This window comes from Vreelandella sp. GE22, assembly GCF_968212445.1.
Genome location: NZ_OZ309110.1, coordinates 517,418 through 536,004 on the forward strand (window position 1 = coordinate 517,418; position 18,587 = coordinate 536,004).

The 18,587-nt window shown below is 51.7% G+C and carries 15 protein-coding genes and 1 pseudogene; 14 read left to right on the plus strand and 2 right to left on the minus strand.

Annotation, left to right across the window (positions count from 1 at the left end):
- The first annotated feature begins 265 nt into the window (after positions 1-265).
- The 11 genes and pseudogenes from fliD (ACWHRL_RS02535) (at position 266) to ACWHRL_RS02585 (ending at position 12,197) form a co-directional block, all read left to right on the plus strand.
- Positions 266-1,621 carry a flagellar filament capping protein FliD gene (gene fliD / locus ACWHRL_RS02535; RefSeq protein WP_447895103.1) on the plus strand — a complete coding sequence of 452 codons (1,356 nt, stop codon included), beginning with the start codon at positions 266-268 and terminating at the stop codon, positions 1,619-1,621.
- Positions 1,622-1,772: 151 nt separating this feature from the next.
- A complete protein-coding gene (gene fliD / locus ACWHRL_RS02540) occupies positions 1,773-3,122 on the plus strand; it encodes a flagellar filament capping protein FliD (protein ID WP_447895104.1) in 1,350 nt (449 codons plus the stop codon).
- A gap of 225 nt (positions 3,123-3,347) precedes the next feature.
- A complete protein-coding gene (locus ACWHRL_RS02545; RefSeq protein ID WP_447895105.1) occupies positions 3,348-4,241 on the plus strand; it encodes a flagellin N-terminal helical domain-containing protein in 894 nt (297 codons plus the stop codon).
- A gap of 278 nt (positions 4,242-4,519) precedes the next feature.
- Complete coding sequence (locus ACWHRL_RS02550) at positions 4,520-5,410, plus strand: flagellin N-terminal helical domain-containing protein (RefSeq protein WP_447895106.1); 891 nt, start codon at positions 4,520-4,522, stop codon at positions 5,408-5,410.
- A gap of 260 nt (positions 5,411-5,670) precedes the next feature.
- Complete coding sequence (locus tag ACWHRL_RS02555) at positions 5,671-6,558, plus strand: flagellin N-terminal helical domain-containing protein (RefSeq protein ID WP_447895107.1); 888 nt, start codon at positions 5,671-5,673, stop codon at positions 6,556-6,558.
- 241 nt (positions 6,559-6,799) lie between these two features.
- Positions 6,800-7,696, plus strand: a complete 897-nt coding sequence (locus ACWHRL_RS02560; RefSeq protein WP_447895108.1) for a flagellin N-terminal helical domain-containing protein — start codon at positions 6,800-6,802, stop codon at positions 7,694-7,696.
- A 66-nt stretch (positions 7,697-7,762) separates the two neighbouring features.
- Positions 7,763-8,446: a hypothetical protein gene (locus tag ACWHRL_RS02565; RefSeq protein WP_447895109.1), complete on the plus strand. Its 684-nt coding sequence runs from the start codon at positions 7,763-7,765 to the stop codon at positions 8,444-8,446.
- Positions 8,447-8,467: 21 nt separating this feature from the next.
- Positions 8,468-8,659, plus strand: coding sequence for a hypothetical protein (locus ACWHRL_RS02570; RefSeq protein ID WP_447895110.1), 192 nt, complete (start codon positions 8,468-8,470; stop codon positions 8,657-8,659).
- A 141-nt stretch (positions 8,660-8,800) separates the two neighbouring features.
- A pseudogene (locus ACWHRL_RS02575) lies at positions 8,801-8,905 on the plus strand (helix-turn-helix domain-containing protein); the annotation flags it as partial.
- 181 nt (positions 8,906-9,086) lie between these two features.
- On the plus strand, positions 9,087-11,339 hold the full coding sequence (locus ACWHRL_RS02580; protein ID WP_447895111.1) for a flagellin N-terminal helical domain-containing protein: 2,253 nt from the start codon (positions 9,087-9,089) through the stop codon (positions 11,337-11,339).
- Between the two features lie 258 nt (positions 11,340-11,597).
- Positions 11,598-12,197 carry a hypothetical protein gene (locus ACWHRL_RS02585; RefSeq protein ID WP_447895112.1) on the plus strand — a complete coding sequence of 200 codons (600 nt, stop codon included), beginning with the start codon at positions 11,598-11,600 and terminating at the stop codon, positions 12,195-12,197.
- 161 nt (positions 12,198-12,358) lie between these two features.
- Here the strand turns inward: ACWHRL_RS02585 and ACWHRL_RS02590 are convergent, their stop codons facing one another.
- Positions 12,359-14,254, minus strand: coding sequence for a methyl-accepting chemotaxis protein (locus ACWHRL_RS02590; protein ID WP_447895113.1), 1,896 nt, complete (start codon positions 14,252-14,254; stop codon positions 12,359-12,361).
- A gap of 640 nt (positions 14,255-14,894) precedes the next feature.
- Between ACWHRL_RS02590 and thpD the strand changes: the two genes are divergently transcribed.
- A complete protein-coding gene (gene thpD / locus ACWHRL_RS02595) occupies positions 14,895-15,881 on the plus strand; it encodes an ectoine hydroxylase (protein ID WP_447895114.1) in 987 nt (328 codons plus the stop codon).
- A 142-nt stretch (positions 15,882-16,023) separates the two neighbouring features.
- On the opposite strand, the gene ACWHRL_RS02600 is transcribed toward thpD, so the two are convergent.
- Positions 16,024-16,323, minus strand: coding sequence for a hypothetical protein (locus ACWHRL_RS02600; RefSeq protein WP_447895115.1), 300 nt, complete (start codon positions 16,321-16,323; stop codon positions 16,024-16,026).
- A 464-nt stretch (positions 16,324-16,787) separates the two neighbouring features.
- Here ACWHRL_RS02600 and ACWHRL_RS02605 point away from each other — a divergent pair, with 464 nt between their 5' ends.
- Positions 16,788-17,291 (plus strand): ferritin-like domain-containing protein, encoded by a 504-nt coding sequence (locus tag ACWHRL_RS02605; protein WP_447895116.1) that lies wholly within the window; start codon positions 16,788-16,790, stop codon positions 17,289-17,291.
- A gap of 452 nt (positions 17,292-17,743) precedes the next feature.
- Positions 17,744-18,550: a Crp/Fnr family transcriptional regulator gene (locus ACWHRL_RS02610; protein ID WP_447895117.1), complete on the plus strand. Its 807-nt coding sequence runs from the start codon at positions 17,744-17,746 to the stop codon at positions 18,548-18,550.
- The last annotated feature ends 37 nt before the right edge of the window (positions 18,551-18,587 follow it).

An 18,587-nucleotide genomic window follows, 5' to 3' on the forward strand; every position in this document is an offset into this window, starting at 1 on the left:
TACGCAGGCCAGTGTAAGTCACTCCCGAGTATTAGACCAAGGTCTAAATAAGACGGTGGTTCAACGGACGCTTTTTAGCGGATTCATTGGGAAGCGGCGTAGCCCAAAACTTTCCAAACATTACAGAAAATAACCTTTTAATGAGTTAAAACAGGTCAAGAGCTAAAGAAAAAGCGCCGGGTGCCGATATTCAATGCATCAACGCAGGCAAATTTTCAGGTCGCGCTGTCGAATGAGCGACACTACTTCCAAGAGGCACTAACTCATGGCTGCTATTACATCACTGGGCATCGGCTCCGGGCTCGATTTGAACGGGCTGCTGGGCCAGCTTGAGACTGCTGAGCGAGCCAAGCTCACGCCCATCGCGCAACAGGTACAATCTGAACAAGCGACGGTTTCGGCTTACGGGACACTCAAGAGTGCGGTGGCCACTTTTCAGGATGCCACTGAGGCGCTCAACGACACAGCCACGTTCGAGAGCCTTACGACCAACGTCGACGGCGATGCCGTGACGGCGGTAGTTAGTAACGAAGCACAAGCCGGCAGGTACGAAGTTGAGGTCGATCAGTTAGCAACGGCTGGAAGTTTCGTCACGGAGCGTTTGAGTTCCTCCGATGAAAGCATCGTCAGTGGTGAGCAAACACTAACTTTCGATATGGCTAAAGGCGATATGGCCCCCATAACCATTGCCGACGGCAGTTCGCTGCAAGACATTCGCGACGCCATCAATGAACAAGGCGATGGTCAGGTAACGGCTTCTATCATCGATGACGGCAAAGGGTATCGGCTATCGGTCATGGCGAGTGAAACGGGAGCCGACGCCAGCATCGAAAGCTCCAACTTCTCCTCCATTCTATCCGAAGCAGCAGTGACGTCGGACACCCAGGTGATTCAGGCAGGGCAGGATGCGGCCTTCAATGTGAATGGCATCGACATCGTAAGCAGCTCCAATCAGGTCGAAGAAGCCATTCAGGGCATGACCCTGAATCTCACTGAAGCGGGCGCCTCGAGTACCATTAGCGTCGAACAGGATGACGAAGCGTTGCGGAAAAACGTTGATGCCTTCGTTGAAGGCTTCAACTCGCTCAAGGATACCTTGACGCGCTTGACCAGTTTTGACGCCGAAACCGGTCAATCAGCAGGTCTGAACGCCGACGCCACTACTCGGGCGGTCGAGCGTGATCTACGTCAGGCCATTACTAGCGTAGTGGATGGCGATGGCTTTAGCGTGCTTTCTGACATCGGCATTTCACTGCAAACCGATGGTAAGCTTGAAATCGACGATGACAAGTTGGACAACGTCATCGCGACGCAGCCCGATACGCTTGCCAGCTTTTTTGCCGGCAGTAGCGATGAAACGGGTATGGCCGGGCAAATCAATGTTTCTCTCGAGCGCATCGTGGGCGACGGAGGACGTCTGGATACGGCTGAAAGCAACGCTGAAAGCCGTGTTGGAACGTTAGAAAATCGTTTCGCCCGCACCGAGGAGCGCATCGATCAGACTATCGCGCGCTTTCGCGCCCAGTTTCAGGCAATGGATAGCATGGTGGCGCAGATGAACCAGACCAGCAGTTACCTGAGCGAGCAGTTGGGAATGCTTGGCCAGAACAACCAGTCGTGATCGCCAAGCGCTACTCGTGAGACAGGAAATGCCCGGCGTTTGCCGGGCATTTTTACAGGATTTTAAGAATCTTAACCGCTAAAGTTTGTCGTTTATCAGCCGATAGAGTATTTAACTGTACTTCTCTACTACTTACTAGAGGACTAACCTCATGGCGTCTATTACGGCATTGGGTGTGGGGTCTGGATTGGATTTGTCGGGATTGGTGGATCAGCTTAATGCGGCCGAACGCCAAAAGCTCGTTCCCATCCTTGAGCAGAAAAGTGCTCAGCAAACCAAAATTTCTGCTTATGGGCGCCTGGAATCCGCAATGGATAGGGTGCAGAACTCTATTACGGCGTTGAACGATGCCGCTACTTTCAATCAGCAAAAAAGTACGGTAACGGGAGAAGGCGTACTGGCGACGGCGAGCGAAAAAGCCAATCCGGGTCGCTATGAGGTGACGGTTTCCCAACTGGCGCGCGGCGGCAGCGCTGCGTCCAATAGCGTGGCACTGGACCAGGAGCTTACGGCAACCGATACGAAGTTGACGCTTAATTTTGGGGCTGGCGATACGCAAACAAGCTACGGCGTCGATATTAAAGCAGGCAGTACCCTGGCTGAGGTTCGTGATCAGATCAATGCGGATAAAGAGTCTGGCGTTACGGCTTCGCTCATCAATGATGGCAAAGGGTATCGCCTGGCGTTGAGCTCCAAGGAAACGGGCAAAGAGGCTTCGCTGGCAGGGTTTTCAGGGCTGACCTCCCTTTCGATGGACCCCACCACGCTACGTGCTGGCCAGGATGCCGAGTTGAATGTCAACGGCATCGCGATTACGAGTAAAAGCAATCGGGTAGAAGAGGCTATCCAGGGAGTAACGCTCAACCTGACCGCTGCCTCCCTGACCCCATCCACGCTTGTAATCGAGCGTGATGAGGCGTCACTGAAAGAAGCCATCAATGCCTTCGTTAGCAACTATAACGAAATGAAGTCCACCGTTGGCCGTATGACCGAATTCAAGGGCGAAGGTAAGACATCGGGCGATTTAGTGGGCGACCGCACCGTTCGCACTATCGAAAACCGTCTGCGTCAGGATGTAACGGGCAACTTTGGAACGAGCGATATAACGCGGCTTGCTCAAATGGGTATCGACATCGACAAGCAGGGCCGCCTCCAGGTCGATGAAGCCAAACTGGATGAAGCAATTGCCAATAACTCCGAAGGTTTGGCTGCCTTTTTCGCAGGTGATACGAAAGAAGATGGTTTTGCAGGGCGCATAAGTTCGACACTCAAGGATATAACGGCAGATGACGGCATCATTAAAAGCTCCATCGGCAGTGCTGAGCTGCGAATAGAGAGCCTGGACCAGCGCAAGCTGCGTATGGAAGCCAGCATCGAGCGAAGCACTGAGCGCTACCGTAAGCAGTTTGCGGTGCTTGACGGCATGCTCGCCCAGATGAACTCCATGAGCAGCTACCTCTCTCAGCAGTTCGATATGATGAGCGCTATGCAGAAGAAGTAGGTCGTATTTTCCTGGCTGGGTCAGAACGCTTTTGACGTAACAGCCATCAACGCAAGTGACGGGGCCGAAAGGCCCCGTTTGCCGTTTGTGGATGCAACGACTTTTTTATAAAAAAGTGCAAAAGAGCTAAAGAAGTGGGGCGACAGGCCGTTAATTATAATAACGGCGATGCAAGTGCCGATTCATGGGCCTCTCCCAGGCCACTAAACACCGAGGATTAAATTCATGTCTGTTATCAACACCAACATCACTTCCATGATCGGCCAGAACAACCTGAGCAAGTCCCAGGGCATGCTGGCTCAGGCGCAAGAGCGTCTCTCTTCCGGCCTTCGTATCAACAGCGCTTCTGACGATGCGGCTGGCCAGGCCATTGCCAACAAAATGACCGCCCAAATCAAGGGCATGGATCAGGCGAGCCGTAACGCCAGCGACGGTATCTCGCTCGTTCAGACCATGGAAGGCGGTCTGGATCAGATCAACGACAACCTTCAGCGTATTCGTGAACTGGCGGTTCAGGGCGCCAACGATACCAACACCGCTGATGATCGTGCAGCGATTGCCACCGAGATCACTGAGCGTATTGCTGAGATCGATCGTGTTGCGGGTAGCAACAACTTCAATGGCACAAACCTCTTGTCTGGTGCGGGTGATGGCCCTCTAAACATTCAGGTGGGTGCTGGTACTAGCACTAACGACACTATCACGGTCGCTACAATTGATGCGTCCAGTACTGGGCTAGGTCAAGTTGATGCAGTTGGAACAGAGGAGGACGGGGTTCCTGGGGCTAATAATTTAAGTGAAGCAGCTGCTGCTATCGCGAATGGCGGCGCCTCTAATGCGAACTTCCAGAGTTTGATTAACTCAGTAGATAGCGCCATTGGAACCCTCGATGAAAACCGCGCCACCCTGGGTGCCACGCTGAACCGTTTCGACTCGGTCATCGACAACCTGGCGACCACTACTACCAACCTGTCTGAAGCGCGTTCACGCATTGAAGACGCCGACTACGCGGTGGAAGTGTCCAACATGACCCGTGCCAACATCCTGCAGCAGGCCGGTACCTCCATGCTGGCCCAGGCCAACCAGACCCCGCAGTCCGTACTGTCTCTGCTGGGCTAATAGTACGCTAGTGCCAAACCATGACGGGGCCAATAGGCCCCGTTTTTTTGGTTTTTTAACCCGCAATTTTTGTTAATTGAGTTTTTTGAAAATCGCCGCATGGCGGGAGCTTAAGCGCGGTGTCTTGGGTGTTGAGTAGCTAATGTTACTTTCCCTTACATAAAAAACGTATTGTTTTCTAAAGAGTTTGCACGAGCAGCCGTTACCAAGGGGTAGCGGCATGACAAACGTCGCAAAGTTGGCCCGCTGGCCAGTTATACTTCCAGGAGAAAATACTCATGTCTGTAATCAATACGAATATCACCTCCATGATCGGCCAGAACAACCTGAGCTCTTCGCAGAGCATGCTGGCTCAGGCGCAAGAACGTCTCTCCTCTGGTCTGCGCATCAACAGCGCTTCTGACGATGCCGCTGGTCAGGCCATCGCCAACAAAATGACCGCGCAAATCGACGGCATGAGCCAAGCAAGCCGTAACGCGAGCGACGGCATTTCCATGGTGCAGACCATGGAAGGCGGTCTCGACCAGGTTAACGATAATCTTCAGCGTATTCGTGAGCTGGCGGTACAAGGCGCCAACGATACCAACACAGCTGAAGACCGCGAAGCGATTGCTACCGAGATTAACGAGCGTATCGCCGAAATCGATCGCGTTGCAGGTAGCAACAACTTTAACGGTACAAGCCTTTTGTCTGGTGGCGATGATGGTAACAACACGGATCTGCAAATTCAGGTTGGTGCTGGTACTACCGGCAATGACACTATCACGGTAACTACCGTTAATGCGTCTAGCGAAAGCTTGGGTGAAGTTGCAGCCGAGGGTGGGAACGATGGGGTTGCTAATTTAAGTGCCGCAGCCGACGCTATCTCTGGTGAAGACGTTGGTAATGGCGATTTTCAAAGTTTGATCAACTCGGTGGATAGTGCAATTGGAGAACTCGACGAGGAACGTGCCACGTTGGGTGCCACCCTTAACCGTTTCGATTCAGTGATCGATAACCTGGCCACAACCGAAACCAACCTCTCCGAAGCGCGCTCGCGTATCGAAGATGCTGACTACGCCGAAGAAGTCTCCAACATGACCCGCGCCAATATCCTTCAGCAGGCGGGGACCTCCATGCTGGCCCAGGCCAACCAAACGCCGCAGTCTGTACTCTCTCTGCTGGGCTAATCTTCTCAGCCATTACACGGGGAAGATGTTTAGCACGGGGCCGCAAGGCCCCGTTTTACGTTCTGACCAAGGCGTTTTTCACAGACTTTTCGTGCAGGCTATTAGTTTTACGGCTAGAGGGTGAAACAGGTCATTTTTCCTAGAAAAAGTTGGGTAAAAAGCTAAAGGAATGGCCACCACGGCCGTTAATTATAATAACGGCGATGCAAGCGCCGATTTCCCGGCCCTTCCCAGGCCACTAAATACCGAGGGTTACATCCATGTCCGTTATCAACACCAACGTCACTTCCATGATCGGCCAGAACAACCTGAACAAATCTCAGGGCATGCTGGCACAGGCACAAGAGCGTCTCTCTTCAGGTCTGCGTATTAACAGTGCCTCTGATGACGCGGCTGGCCAGGCCATCGCCAACAAGATGACTGCCCAGATTAAGGGTATGGATCAGGCGAGCCGTAACGCCAGTGATGGTATTTCACTGGTACAAACCATGGAAGGCGGTCTAGATCAGATCAACGACAACCTGCAGCGTATTCGTGAGTTGGCCGTACAGGGCGCTAACGACACCAACACCGCCGATGACCGCGCCGCGATTGCCACCGAGATCACTGAGCGCATTGCCGAAATCGATCGTGTTGCGGGTAGCAACAACTTCAACGGCACAAACCTTTTGTCTGGTGCGGGTGATGGCCCTCTAAACATTCAGGTGGGTGCTGGTACTAGCACTAACGACACTATCACGGTCGCTACAATTGATGCATCCAGTACGGCTCTAGGTACTGTTGATGCAGATACAGATGCAGGAATTGTTGCGGTTGCTAGTCTGAGCGAAGCGGCTACTGCCATCACGGGTGAAGGCGCCACTAATGCGGGTTTTCAAAGCTTGATTAACTCGGTAGACAGTGCCATCGGAACACTTGATGAAGAGCGCGCTACCTTGGGTGCCACGCTGAACCGCTTTGACTCGGTCATCGACAACTTGGCGACCACCACCACCAACTTGTCCGAAGCGCGTTCACGTATCGAAGATGCTGACTACGCAGTGGAAGTGTCCAACATGACCCGTGCCAACATTCTTCAGCAGGCCGGTACCTCCATGCTGGCGCAGGCGAACCAGACGCCGCAGTCCGTACTGTCTCTGCTGGGTTAATAGCACGCTATAGGTAGCGTTACACCATGACGGGGCCGAAAGGCCCCGTTTTATTGAGTTCTCAACCGTATTTCTCATGTCGTGGCGGAGCCGTCCTCATGGAGGTTTGAAAACACTTTTTTCATTCCGCAGTCGTTTATTTTCTAAAGTAATCGTCTAAATGGTCGTTAATTATAGTAACGGCGACACAAGCGCCGAATAGCAGGCCCTTCGGCCAGCCAAACTTTAAGGGAGCACTTCCATGTCCGTTATCAACACCAACGTCACCTCCATGATTGGCCAGAACAACCTGAACAAATCTCAGGGCATGCTGGCTCAGGCGCAAGAGCGTCTCTCTTCTGGTCTGCGCATCAACAGCGCTTCCGACGACGCGGCCGGTCAGGCCATCGCCAACAAGATGACTGCCCAGATCAAGGGCATGGATCAGGCGAGCCGTAACGCCAGCGACGGTATCTCACTGGTACAAACCATGGAAGGCGGTCTGGATCAAATCAACGACAACCTTCAGCGTATCCGTGAACTGGCGGTACAGGGCGCCAACGATACCAACACCGCTGACGACCGTAAGGCGATCGCCACCGAGATCACTGAGCGTATTGCCGAGATTGACCGTGTTGCGGGTAGCAACAACTTTAACGGCACAAGTCTCTTGTCTGCAGAAGGTGCTGGCACAGACCTGAACATTCAGGTGGGTGCTGGCACTACCGGTAACGATACAATCACGGTCACTACCATTAATGCATCCAGTGAGAGTTTAGGTGTATTTGATGGTGGCGACGTCCCTGCAAATGCAACTATTAGCGTAAAAGCAGCAGCCGAAGCACTTACCCCTGATGAAGGCGAATCAATCGGCAATGACGAATTTCAAGCGTTGATTAATTCCGTGGATAGCGCCATCGGAACGCTCGATGAAAACCGCGCTACTTTGGGTGCCACGCTGAACCGTTTCGACTCGGTCATCGATAACCTGGCGACCACCACCACCAACCTGTCCGAAGCGCGTTCACGCATCGAAGACGCCGACTACGCGGTGGAAGTGTCCAACATGACCCGTGCCAACATCCTGCAGCAGGCAGGTACGTCCATGCTGGCCCAGGCGAACCAGACCCCGCAGTCCGTACTGTCTCTGCTGGGTTAATCGATTTAAGATAAGTAACAAAGGGCCGATAGTCTATATCGGCCCTTTTTATTATTAGGGGGATAAATGAAAAACCTGGACGTTCTTGCTCTGCTGGCGGGTGAAGAGACTCTGGAGCTGCCTGAAGGAGCGAGCATGGTGGACACGGAGCGCTTCGTCGACATCAAGAAGGAAGCGGTCGAGGCGATTTTGGTGGTCAAGGGGAGTGTGACCGTCGTCTCATCAGAAGGCGCGGAGAAAAAATCCGAAAATATTAATAACGGTAGTATTTGCTATTTCGATACCAAGGATAAATACGTCTTTTTAAGAGAAGAAGGTGCTTTTTTGGTTTTTGATAGCAAAATCAGAAAACCGGCGACTACTGAGCCTTCCAGGTTTGGGTTTTTTAATCGAAAGAAAAAAGAAGACGTTGGAGCTCAGGAAGGGCTTCGGGTAACGGCATTAGAGGGTATCGAACTGGCTGAAATAGAGGACGAAACGGGCAAGAAAAGCGTGCTCAGCAACATGATACCCAGAATTCAGGGCATCTGGTATCAGACGGCCGGGCCCCTGACCTCAGCCGTTGTCAACGATGAGGGGCGTTTTAAGGCGTTGGCGGGCAGCGTTTATAAAGTGCTCCCCATGCCAGTCAGGTTTGTGGTGGGGGAAGAGTTTTTTGTGCAGTGGTGCTATGAAAAACGGCATATATTGCTCGTTGAAGCTCCTAGCAGCGATGCTGGCCAGGAAGTCAAAGTTAGCGATGACGTTTAGCTGTATTAAAGGTGGTTTAAAGTGATTAAGCTTTTTGTATTTGCATTCTTTGCGCTTTTGGTTTCATGCCTTGTGTCCAAGGTAGCTGGCAGTGGCCAAAAAGAAATGAAAGTTCAAGCAGGAAGTTTCTTCCAAACGATAATAGGTTTTATTTTGCTGGCCTTTGCTTTATTTTTTGGATTGAGAATCGTCATCTTTGTGCTTTCGGGGTAATTCCGGATCTGTTGGCGCCCTAAATTCATAGAATATGCGCAGCACTTTGGATCAAAAGATAGAGGTAGGAGGGCTAGCGCCGGTACCCTCTCTGCCTCTACCTTGTGGTCCAAAGTGAGACAGGGCATGTGATACCGAAAACTGACCCAGGGCCAGCGATACCAAATTTTTGCCTATCTTGAGATCGGCATTAGCTTGAAACAGATCGCCAAGGCCATTGGAGTTCATGGCAGCACGATTAAGCGCAACGGGTTAGCCAATGGTTATGCGCCCGCACAGCCCCAAGCGGCAAGTCCGGTCGGAATTCGCCGAGTATCGACAGGTTGCCAAGGTCGTCTCGGCTAGGTGTTTGAGGTATTAAGTAATCGTACTCAGGTTTTATCCGCTTCTGCTGATAACCATGGTAACGCTTTAGAGTAAAGAGCCTATGCCCGTCGTCAACACCAACATTACGGCCCTAACCTCGCAGCAAAACCTGCAGAAATCGCACTCATCGCTAGCGACCAGCCTCGAGCGCTTGTCATCAGGGCTGCGTATCAATAGCGCCAAGGATGACGCTGCCGGTCAGGCGATCAGCAACCGTATGACCAGCCAGATCAATGGGCGGGCCATGGCCATGCGTAACGCGAATGACGGTGTGTCGCTATCACAAACCGCTCAAGGGGCGCTTGATCAAATCAACGACAAGCTCCAGCGTATCCGCGAGCTGACGGTCCAGGGGTTGAATGGCACGCTCAGTTGGAGCGATAGCGACTCGATTCAAAATGAAATCAATATGAACCTCAAGGAGATCGACCGTCTGGCGGAATCCGCTCAGTACAACGGCATACCGCTACTGGATGGCCAGAAAGGCCTGGTCAATCTACAGGTTGGTGCGAACACTAGCGACACCCTGGATATAGACCTTTTGCCACCGGGGTTTAGTGTCGAGGCGTTAGGGCTCGAAGACTTTACGGTGAGGGGGATAGACGGCGACGTTGCCCCAAGGAATACGCTCAATGGACGCGCCTTCGATATCGAGCTCTATCCGCAGAACCCGAATCAAACGCGGGTCACTTATACCAGCGTAACGGGCAATGAGCCGACCTTGCGTCAACAAAATGCGACCGATGGCGGGCTGAATTACTATATCAGTACGTTAGACAATAACGGCAATCCGCGTTTTTACGATACCCGCACGCCAGTGGCCAACCACACGACGGCCACTGATAGTAGTACGGTACGCGTTGCGAGTACCGGGCTGCTTTATACCGACGCACTATCCAACGAGCCCGAGCAAGAAATTTCCAGCATTACCTTCAACGATGCCAACGGTAATACCATGGAAGGCTCGGCACGCCTGCTGCAGTCGGATGGACGTTATTTGATCGAGCAAACATCCGATAGCGGTAGCGTAAGTTACTTTGATGCCGAGCTTGATTTCGCACCCGGTCAGCGAGCGGCTACTGCCAGTGCGGTAAGCAATGCGCGTACCGCTGAGCAAGCATATTTTATGGCTTCGGATATCGAAGTCGACGGGGCAAATTACTCGATTGGCGACGCAGAGCTCGTATTTCAAAGCCGCGATGGTGAAACCTTGTCCAGCGCAGGTGCCCTCGAACAAGGTGATAACTACTATATTCGCAGCCAGTTGGACGGAGAAACCGTTTACTATCGCGTGGATGAGGTTAGTGCCACGACCACGACGGAAAGTGGCGTCGAAGAGACGACGTTGGTTTTTCAAACGGATACTACCCGCGCCTTTTTAAGTGATGATTTCGCCGACAGCGAAGAAGTCACGACGTTACCAGCAATTGATTTTTCCGCTTCGCCCGCCATGAACATTACCGATGCCAGCGGAAGCGTTATAAATGACAATGCGCGGCTAATGCAGAGTGAATCGGGCCAGTACATTGTTGAAATCAGCGATGGCGGTGGCCGTTACAGCTACCATGAAGCTAACGTCGCTTTCTCGCTGGGGCCTAATGGAGACGTACAGGTCGATGCCCAGGCGCAGTCGACGGCGGTAAATACGTTTGATCTCAATGAGCGAGTCGAAAAAGTAGACGGCACCTCAACGATTACACTCGACCCGCGTAACGTGACGGTTAACTATACGGATTCCAATGGTGACACCTTTAGCGATGTGCTTCGCCAGCGTGAGGATGGGAACTACTACTTCGATTTGCCTAATAGCCATTCAAGCTACGGCAATTCTAAAGTCGCAAGCTTGGTCGATGTCGATGGTAACGATACGCTGATCAAAACGATCAACGGTACGGGGGAGGTGATTATCTATCATCCTCTGAATGTAGCGCCGTTATCGGTCAATGTCGTCACGGATGCTAACGGCGGCGCCGACGATGGCGTGCCTCACAGCACGGTGAATTTGACCGAGGTGGATCGGGATATCCGGCTGCGCACTCCGCCCAACCCGCTGGCAGCGTTGGATCAGGCCATTGCCATGGTGGATAGTAAGCGGAGCTATTTAGGGGCTTTCGAGAACCGGCTAGGATCAGTGATCGAGAATAACCTGAATGCCAATATCAACCTCTTGGCCGCTCGCTCACGTATTGAAGATACCGATTACGCGAGCGAGGCCTCCAATATGGTAAAAACTCAAATACTCCAGCAGGCGGGTACCGCCATGCTGGCCCAAGCCAATCAAACGCCTCAAACTATTCTCACTCTGTTGGAGTAGTTCAAAGCGTTAAGCAGAAACCGATATTCAATAAGTGGGCGGTAGGGGAGACACCTCAAAGGGCTGTGGGTATGCGCGCATTTGAAAACGTTCAACGTCCATTAGGGCCCGCTCATGGAAAGCAGCGCCGCCTGTGATATAGGCCGAAGACCCTTCGTTCATTGTTGTTATATCTCATAAGTCTATTCTGATATGCTTTACTGGCTTAACCTATGATAATAAGCAGTTGGTTCAGTTTATAAGCCAAGGCCGTACTCAATGGACACCGTTACCCTAACCCTCGTTTTTGCCATTCTGGCGATGTGGCTTAGCTTTACCTGCGCACTGGTCGTGGTGTATTTGCTGCTCAGCGGCCCGCCCGCCGGGGCGGCCTCTTCTGGCAATGCGGCGGGAGAAGACAGTAATAGGGGAAGCGAACCCGATAAAAACGCCCCTGTGCTGGTGAATGATAGCGGCGTCGCCTGGGGAGTGCAGGTGCTCTTCGAAGACCCATCGACCGCTACCAATCAGCGGCTGATCAACGTACTGGCTTCTCTAGGGGCCGAGTATGAGAGTGCCACTAAGGTCTATACAGTCTCGGGAGAGACGTCGCGCACGCCCATCGTGGTTGAAAACGCCGCGGCCCCTGCGCCGCTACCGGCGCCAGACGATGTCGATAGCCCCTATATAGTAAAGGGCGTAAGCGTTCAGATACGCGCGAATAGCGAGGTGATGAAACCCGGCAAGCTGCAGCTAGCGCGCTTGGTCAAAATCGCCAAAGCGGTGACCCGAGTGGGGGGGACCGTGGTGGATGCCCAGAAAGCGCCGATTACTAAAGCGGGTTTCAAGGCCGTGATTGCCGGTAAGGCCAGAATGTAGCCGCGTCGCTTCAATCGTGCTGTTGGCCGCTCCCCGGTTTGCTGAGGCAGGCGGATCTGGGCTTCAACGAAAAAGGCAGCCTGTGGCTGCCTTTTTCGTTGCTGCTTTTCCTTGGGAGTGCAATAGGGAGGCGCTATGAACGCCCCCGATAAAGCAGTCCCTTAGTGCGCCAATGTAAGCGGCTGGTGTTCACCGGTTACCTTGAAGCGGCTGACCATACTGGCCATGTCGCTGGCCTGGTCATCCAGTGCACTGCTCGCCGTGGCGACCTGTTCTACCAACGCCGCGTTTTGCTGGGTGACTTCGTCCAGCTGGGTCAATGCCTGATTGATCTGCTCGATCCCGGAGGACTGTTCCGCCGTGGCGGCGGAGATTTCCGCGACCAGCGCGGCGGTGTGTTGGGCGCGTTCGGCAATGGTTTTGAGCGTGTCGCTGGTCGAGGTCACCAGGTTTTCGCCTTCCTGAATGCTTTCGACGTTATGGTGAATGAGCTGGCGAATCCGTTTGGCTTCTTCGGCGCTACGGCTGGCCAGGTTGCGTACTTCCGCTGCGACCACGGCGAAGCCGCGGCCCTGCTCGCCCGCCCGCGCCGCTTCCACAGAAGCATTCAGCGCCAGAATGTTGGTTTGGAAGGCGATGCCGTCGATCGCTTCGATGATCGCGGTGACCTGCTGGTTGGCCTGGTGGATTTGTTCCATGGCCAGGCGGGCCCGCTCGGCGATATCGTTGGCCGCGTTGGCCTGCTCGGCCATGTCCTGGGTGGAGTGGCTTGCCTGTTGCGCGGTGCTCGCGCTTTGCTTAACGGTTGCCGTGATTTGCTCCATGCTGGTCGCCGTTTCCACCAGTGAGGAGGACTGTTCTTCGGTGCGCTGCGCCAGATCCGCATTGCCCTTGGCGATCTCTTTACTGGCGACCTCGACGGACTGTGCGCCCTGTTTGATACTGGCAACGAGTTCTTCTGTTTTGGCCGTCGATTCATTGAACGCCAGGTAAAGCTTTGAAAGTTCATCGCTGCCGGGAACGGTCAAACGCTGGGTGAGATCGCCGCCTCGGGTTTGAATGTTGTGAAGCGCAGCATTTAAAGGCCTTACGATGCTGCGCACGATCAGGATGGAAAGCACGATGGCCAGCACCGCGGCGGCCAGCGTTAAAATCAGATAAGACGTCAGCTCGCTCACCGCATCGTCGCGAAGCCCCCTGGCGGTTTCGAGCAGCTGTTCGGCCGCGCTTTGTCCGACCCCGGCCAACTGGTCGATCAAACGGGTTTGCTGTTCGAACCACTGCTGGTGATCCACATTGAAGTTACCGGCGGTTCCTTGCGCTATGGCGATACCGCGCATGTCGCTCAAGGTTTGGGCTAGGGGGCTTGTCAGTATCTCATCGAGTTCGCGTTGAAGCTCGGCGTTGGAGAGTTTGTTGAACGTGCTTACGTATGCCTGAGAGCGGCCGGTTAGCGAAAGCAGGTTGGCGTACGTGGCGGGCAGCAGGGTATCGACACTGAACGCGGTGGTCAGCACCGCGCGCTCGATCCCGGCCAGTTCCTTAATATTCAGGAGGCTGTAATAGGCGTTGAGTTGCCGGACGATCTCGCCACGCTCGACACTAAAGGTCAATGCGCTAACGATATCGATCAACAGGGTATTGATGTTCGTGTAGTAGGCAGTCGATTGTTCACCCGCAATGGCCAGCTGATCGATACGCTGGCGATACGACGCCAACTCACTCAGCAGGGCGCTCGCCTGATCTACTTGCGCTCTCACTGCCGTATCATCGTTGGTAAAAGTCAGGGTATTCGAATAGTGGTTGAAGTCCTCAAACTTCGCGTCGGTTTGACGCCGCTGTTCTGGCAGCTCCGCACGAAAGTTTTGGCCCTCACTGCCTAGAAAAGCCGCTGACATTCCTCGTTCGCGTTGAAGCTCGTGAACCAGAACGCCGGCCTGCTGACTAAGCTCTGTCATTTCTTGAAGATGGCCCATTTCGGAGGCTATGTCCTCACGTTCTAAAATGCCCGTTACCGCCAGCCAAGCCATGGCGAGCAAGGGTAACGCTAGGGTCATGGCAAATTTACGCCCCATGGATATACGATGTAGTGCCTTTTGCATGGCGGTTTCTCGTCTGAAAAAAGGTGGCCTACCGAGGCTGACAGGAAGGTGGCAAGGGAAGATGCGCACAGTCCTTTCAATGGTATCGGCTTTAGGTCCGCACTCTTGAGAAGAGAAAAAAGCCGTTAAAAAAATCCATGATATAGATCAATATTTTTTAAAATATACGGCTGATTTTTTGGCTTTAACGCTATTCGGGGAGGCTCACGGGCGTTTTGATACGAAAGGACCGCCTCTCCTGATATGTTTTGCTGATTTATTGTTTTAACTTATATCAAGTAGTAAGTTCAGCTTTAAGCGATTTTCTCCTGATAGTTTAGTAATGTGAGGAGGTCGTTTAGTGGAGTAAGCATATTGTATTTTTATTTTAATTTTATAAGCAATTGATTTTTATAATAAATTTATTTTAAAAAGACGTCAAAATCAATAAGCTGGGGAAAATGAGGAAGTTGAGGCTGTCATTATAACGTGCGTTAGTAATTAGTGTTTCAAGGGTTGCAAGCCTGCCTGTATTGGCTACTTTTGTTATTACACAGTTAGTAACGTTTTAAAAAGCTTCTAGATCTGAAGTTTAATCATACAAGGAGTGGATTAGATGACAGTCACCAACACACCTCTTAACGTTGTGACCGCTCATAAACAGTATAGCGAGATGGGCGATATGGCCTCTACCCAAAGCGTGAAAGAGCAGGATTTATATCCTACGCGTCTTTCCAAAAAGCCCGCCTCGCTCACCCAGCCGCGCCGTGATGCGGTGGTGAAAGGCGGTGAGCTAAGCGGGCCGCTATCCAAAGCGCAGCTCGATGAGTTCGAGCGTAAGGGGTTTTTGTTTATCCCCAACCTGATTAGCGGCGACGAGCTCGACGAGCTTTGCGATGACATCACCGAGCTTATGAACACAGACGAATTCCGCAACCGGGAATTCAGTATTACCGAGCCGGAAAGTAACGAGATCCGCTCGCTCTTTGCGGTGCATAAGCTCTCTGAGCGGCTGGGCCAGCTTGCCAATGACGAGCGCGTGGCAGGCGCCGCCCGCCAGATCATCGGTGACGACCCCTACGTGCATCAGTCGCGTATCAATTACAAGCCGGGCTTTGCCGGTAAAGGTTTTGATTGGCACTCGGATTTCGAAACCTGGCACGCGGAAGACGGCATGCCGAACATGCATGCCGTGAGTGCCTCGCTGATCCTGACCGATAATCATGAGTTCAATGGCCCGCTGATGCTGATCCCCGGTTCGCACAATGAGTTCGTACCGTGCTTGGGTGAAACCCCGGAGGATAACCACAAGAGCTCATTGAAAGCGCAGGAAGTGGGCGTTCCCAGCGCCGAGGCGCTGACAGAGCTTGTAGACAAATACGGTATCGAGGCGCCCAAGGGCAAGGCAGGGGGCTTATTGTTGTTCGATTGCAACACCCTTCACGCCTCCAACGCGAACCTGTCGCCGGACCCGCGCAGCAACGTGTTCTTTGTCTTCAACCGTCCGGATAACCGTTGCGGCGAGCCCTTTGCGGCACCCAAGCAGCGCCCCGGCTTTTTGGCCCATGGCCCTGATGGCGGCTGGTCGCCGGAGCAAGGTTGAATGCCTTGACTGCCAGGGCGTTCATTTAAAAGAAACGCTCGGGTCTAAATAGCACCGCCCGAACCAGGCTTCACGGCTGGTTCGGGCGGTTTTTTTATTGAGACAAAGGTCGTTGACTCAGGATGGGGCGGATGACGAGTGACTATTCACTGCTTTTGGGAGCTGCCTTGTCATTCTCCTGATCAATGTTTTTCTTGTGTGCCTTCTTCTCCTTGACGACCTGAGCACCGGAAAAAGGCGCATTCTTCATGGAGGTGTTATGTGCCGGCGACGTTGAATGGCTCTTTTGGCCATCTACGTTTTCGTCAGGCCGATAAGGCTTTGGCTTTTGAGTGTGCGAGCCTTCTTGCGGCGCCTCCTCGCTATTGGGCACGTCTCTCTCCATGAGCCGTTCGGCTTCTTTAACGTCACCACGTTTTTGATCGCTGCGTTGATCGTTCATCGGAATACTCCATTACGGATGAGAAGCAATTTAAAAGGTAGTATCTTCTTTTTATTTATCAATCGTTATTTAGCGGTTTAGGAATATTCTAAAATAAAAATCTTAATATAGGTTATCTTATTGCTGAGTATTGACAGTTTTTAATGATAATTATTGAACTATCTCGTCGTTTATCAGCTCTTAGCTTTAAGTTGGCGCTTATTTTTCTAGGCGTGTTTTTCTAAGGATACTTTTCTAAATTTAATTTTCTAAATATGGTTGGTTGATAATGCTTGTCGATTTTTATAAAAGGTATTCGATAGAAAGGTCTCAGTTGAGATAGATAAGCGCTCAATGGGTATGGAGGAGTCTTTTTTTATACTGAAGTGGCTGGCGATTGAGCGGAAACCGTTTTTACTAGAATGTTGTTAAGACATGCGTAGTGATTAATACGTATAACGCTTTTTAATCGAGGAGTAAGCACCATGGAAAACAGACATCTTTTGGATTGGCTTCGGGATGCACACGCGATGGAAAAGCAGGCCGAGCAAATGCTAAGCGCTCAGGCGCGGCGGCTTGAAAGCTACCCTGAACTTCAAAAGCGCATCGAGCAACATATAGATGAAACGCAAGGTCAGGCCCGAAAACTCGAGCACTGTATTGGGCTTTTGGATGCCAACACGTCTACCATCAAGGATATTGGCGCGCAGATGACGGCGTTCGGCCAAGCCATTGGCGGAATGATGGCTGAGGACGAAGTGATCAAAGGCAGTATTGCTTCTTACGCTTTCGAGCATTTCGAGATCGCCTGCTATAAGGCGCTCATCGCAGCGGCGGATATGGCAGGAGAAGCGGAAATATCGCAAATTTGTCATGAGATCCTCGAAGAGGAAGTCGCTATGGCGCAGTGGCTGAATAAACACCTGGAAGATACTACGCGTGAATTTTTAGAGCGTTCGGACAGCGAGAGCCTGCGCTCTAAAACGTAGCCTTGGAAGTGGCCTATAACGCTAGTGGCATTGAAACGACCACCCCGGCTTGCCGCCGGGTTTTTTTATAATTCATTATTGGATTATGTGGTTTTTATTAACCTTTTATAATGTTTTAGGGGTTGAATCGAGTTATTTATCTTTTATTAAATCCTTTCTTTTCAATAACATAGGTTATGACTTTTGCGTGCTTTATTCTTTGACAAAAAAAGCCTTTTTGTTTAATCATTTAGCCGCGATCGAAAGATACAAGGACTTTATAAATACAGGCTGAGTAGTCGGTGCATTTTATTAACATTTGTTAATAATATTCTCTTTGGTCAGGGTTAGACTTGGTTATGAGTGTTGCTATATTTTTCGTCCATTTGGTTGTTCCGTTATATATGTGTACGCGCCCTGTATTTTGTCTTTTAGAAGCATAACTTTTGCATAGCGGTAATGGAGTGTTGAGAATGCGTAGCAGGTATGGCGCTGATGGACAGGATTTGATGAAAGATAGTAGTTATACTTCGTCGCCAAACACTATTGTAAAGCATGAGAAAAATATCTCGCTTGCGAAAGCGCTAAGCCTTTATGGCGTTGTTAGCGAGAAATCCAATGAGCTGTTGACTCGAATTGCTGTCAAAAAAGTCGAGCTAAAGCGCCACCAGAAGCTGTTTTTTCTACAGGAAGGGAAGCCCAAACTTTTTATCATTAAAAAGGGATGGGTCAGTATTTGCCAATCAGTTAAAAATCACGGGCAGGATATATGTAACGTTTATATGCCTGGCGATATTGTAGGTCTGCGTGAAAGTTTTTTCGACACTAACGATGTTGCCATAGTGGCGCTACAAAACTGCGAGCTGGAGCGTGTGTCCGCTGAAGAGGTTCACGCACTGTTTGAAATACACGATGACATAAGAAAGGCGATTATTTCTTATGTCATGGTCAATGACAATATCGCCATTGCACGGTTAAGAAGCTGCACCCACCACAAGGCGGAAGAGCGAGTCGCCCACTACCTGCTCGAAGTATATTCCCGCTACCGGTTCAAGCAGGCGAGCGATACAGACTTTTTCACGCTTCCCATTACTCAAGAGGTCATTGGTGAGCTTTTAGGAATGACCAGCGTGCACGTTAGCCGCTGTATGACCACGCTGGAGCAGAAAAAGCTGATTCGAAAAAATCGTGCCGCCATAAAACTGCTCGAACCCGAGCGTTTGATCGAGGCAACGGGCTTTGACGAGCGGCTGATTTATGGGCATGTGTATGTAGCATGAAGCGTAGCTAGGCGCGTGCTCTTCAAAAAAACGGGGG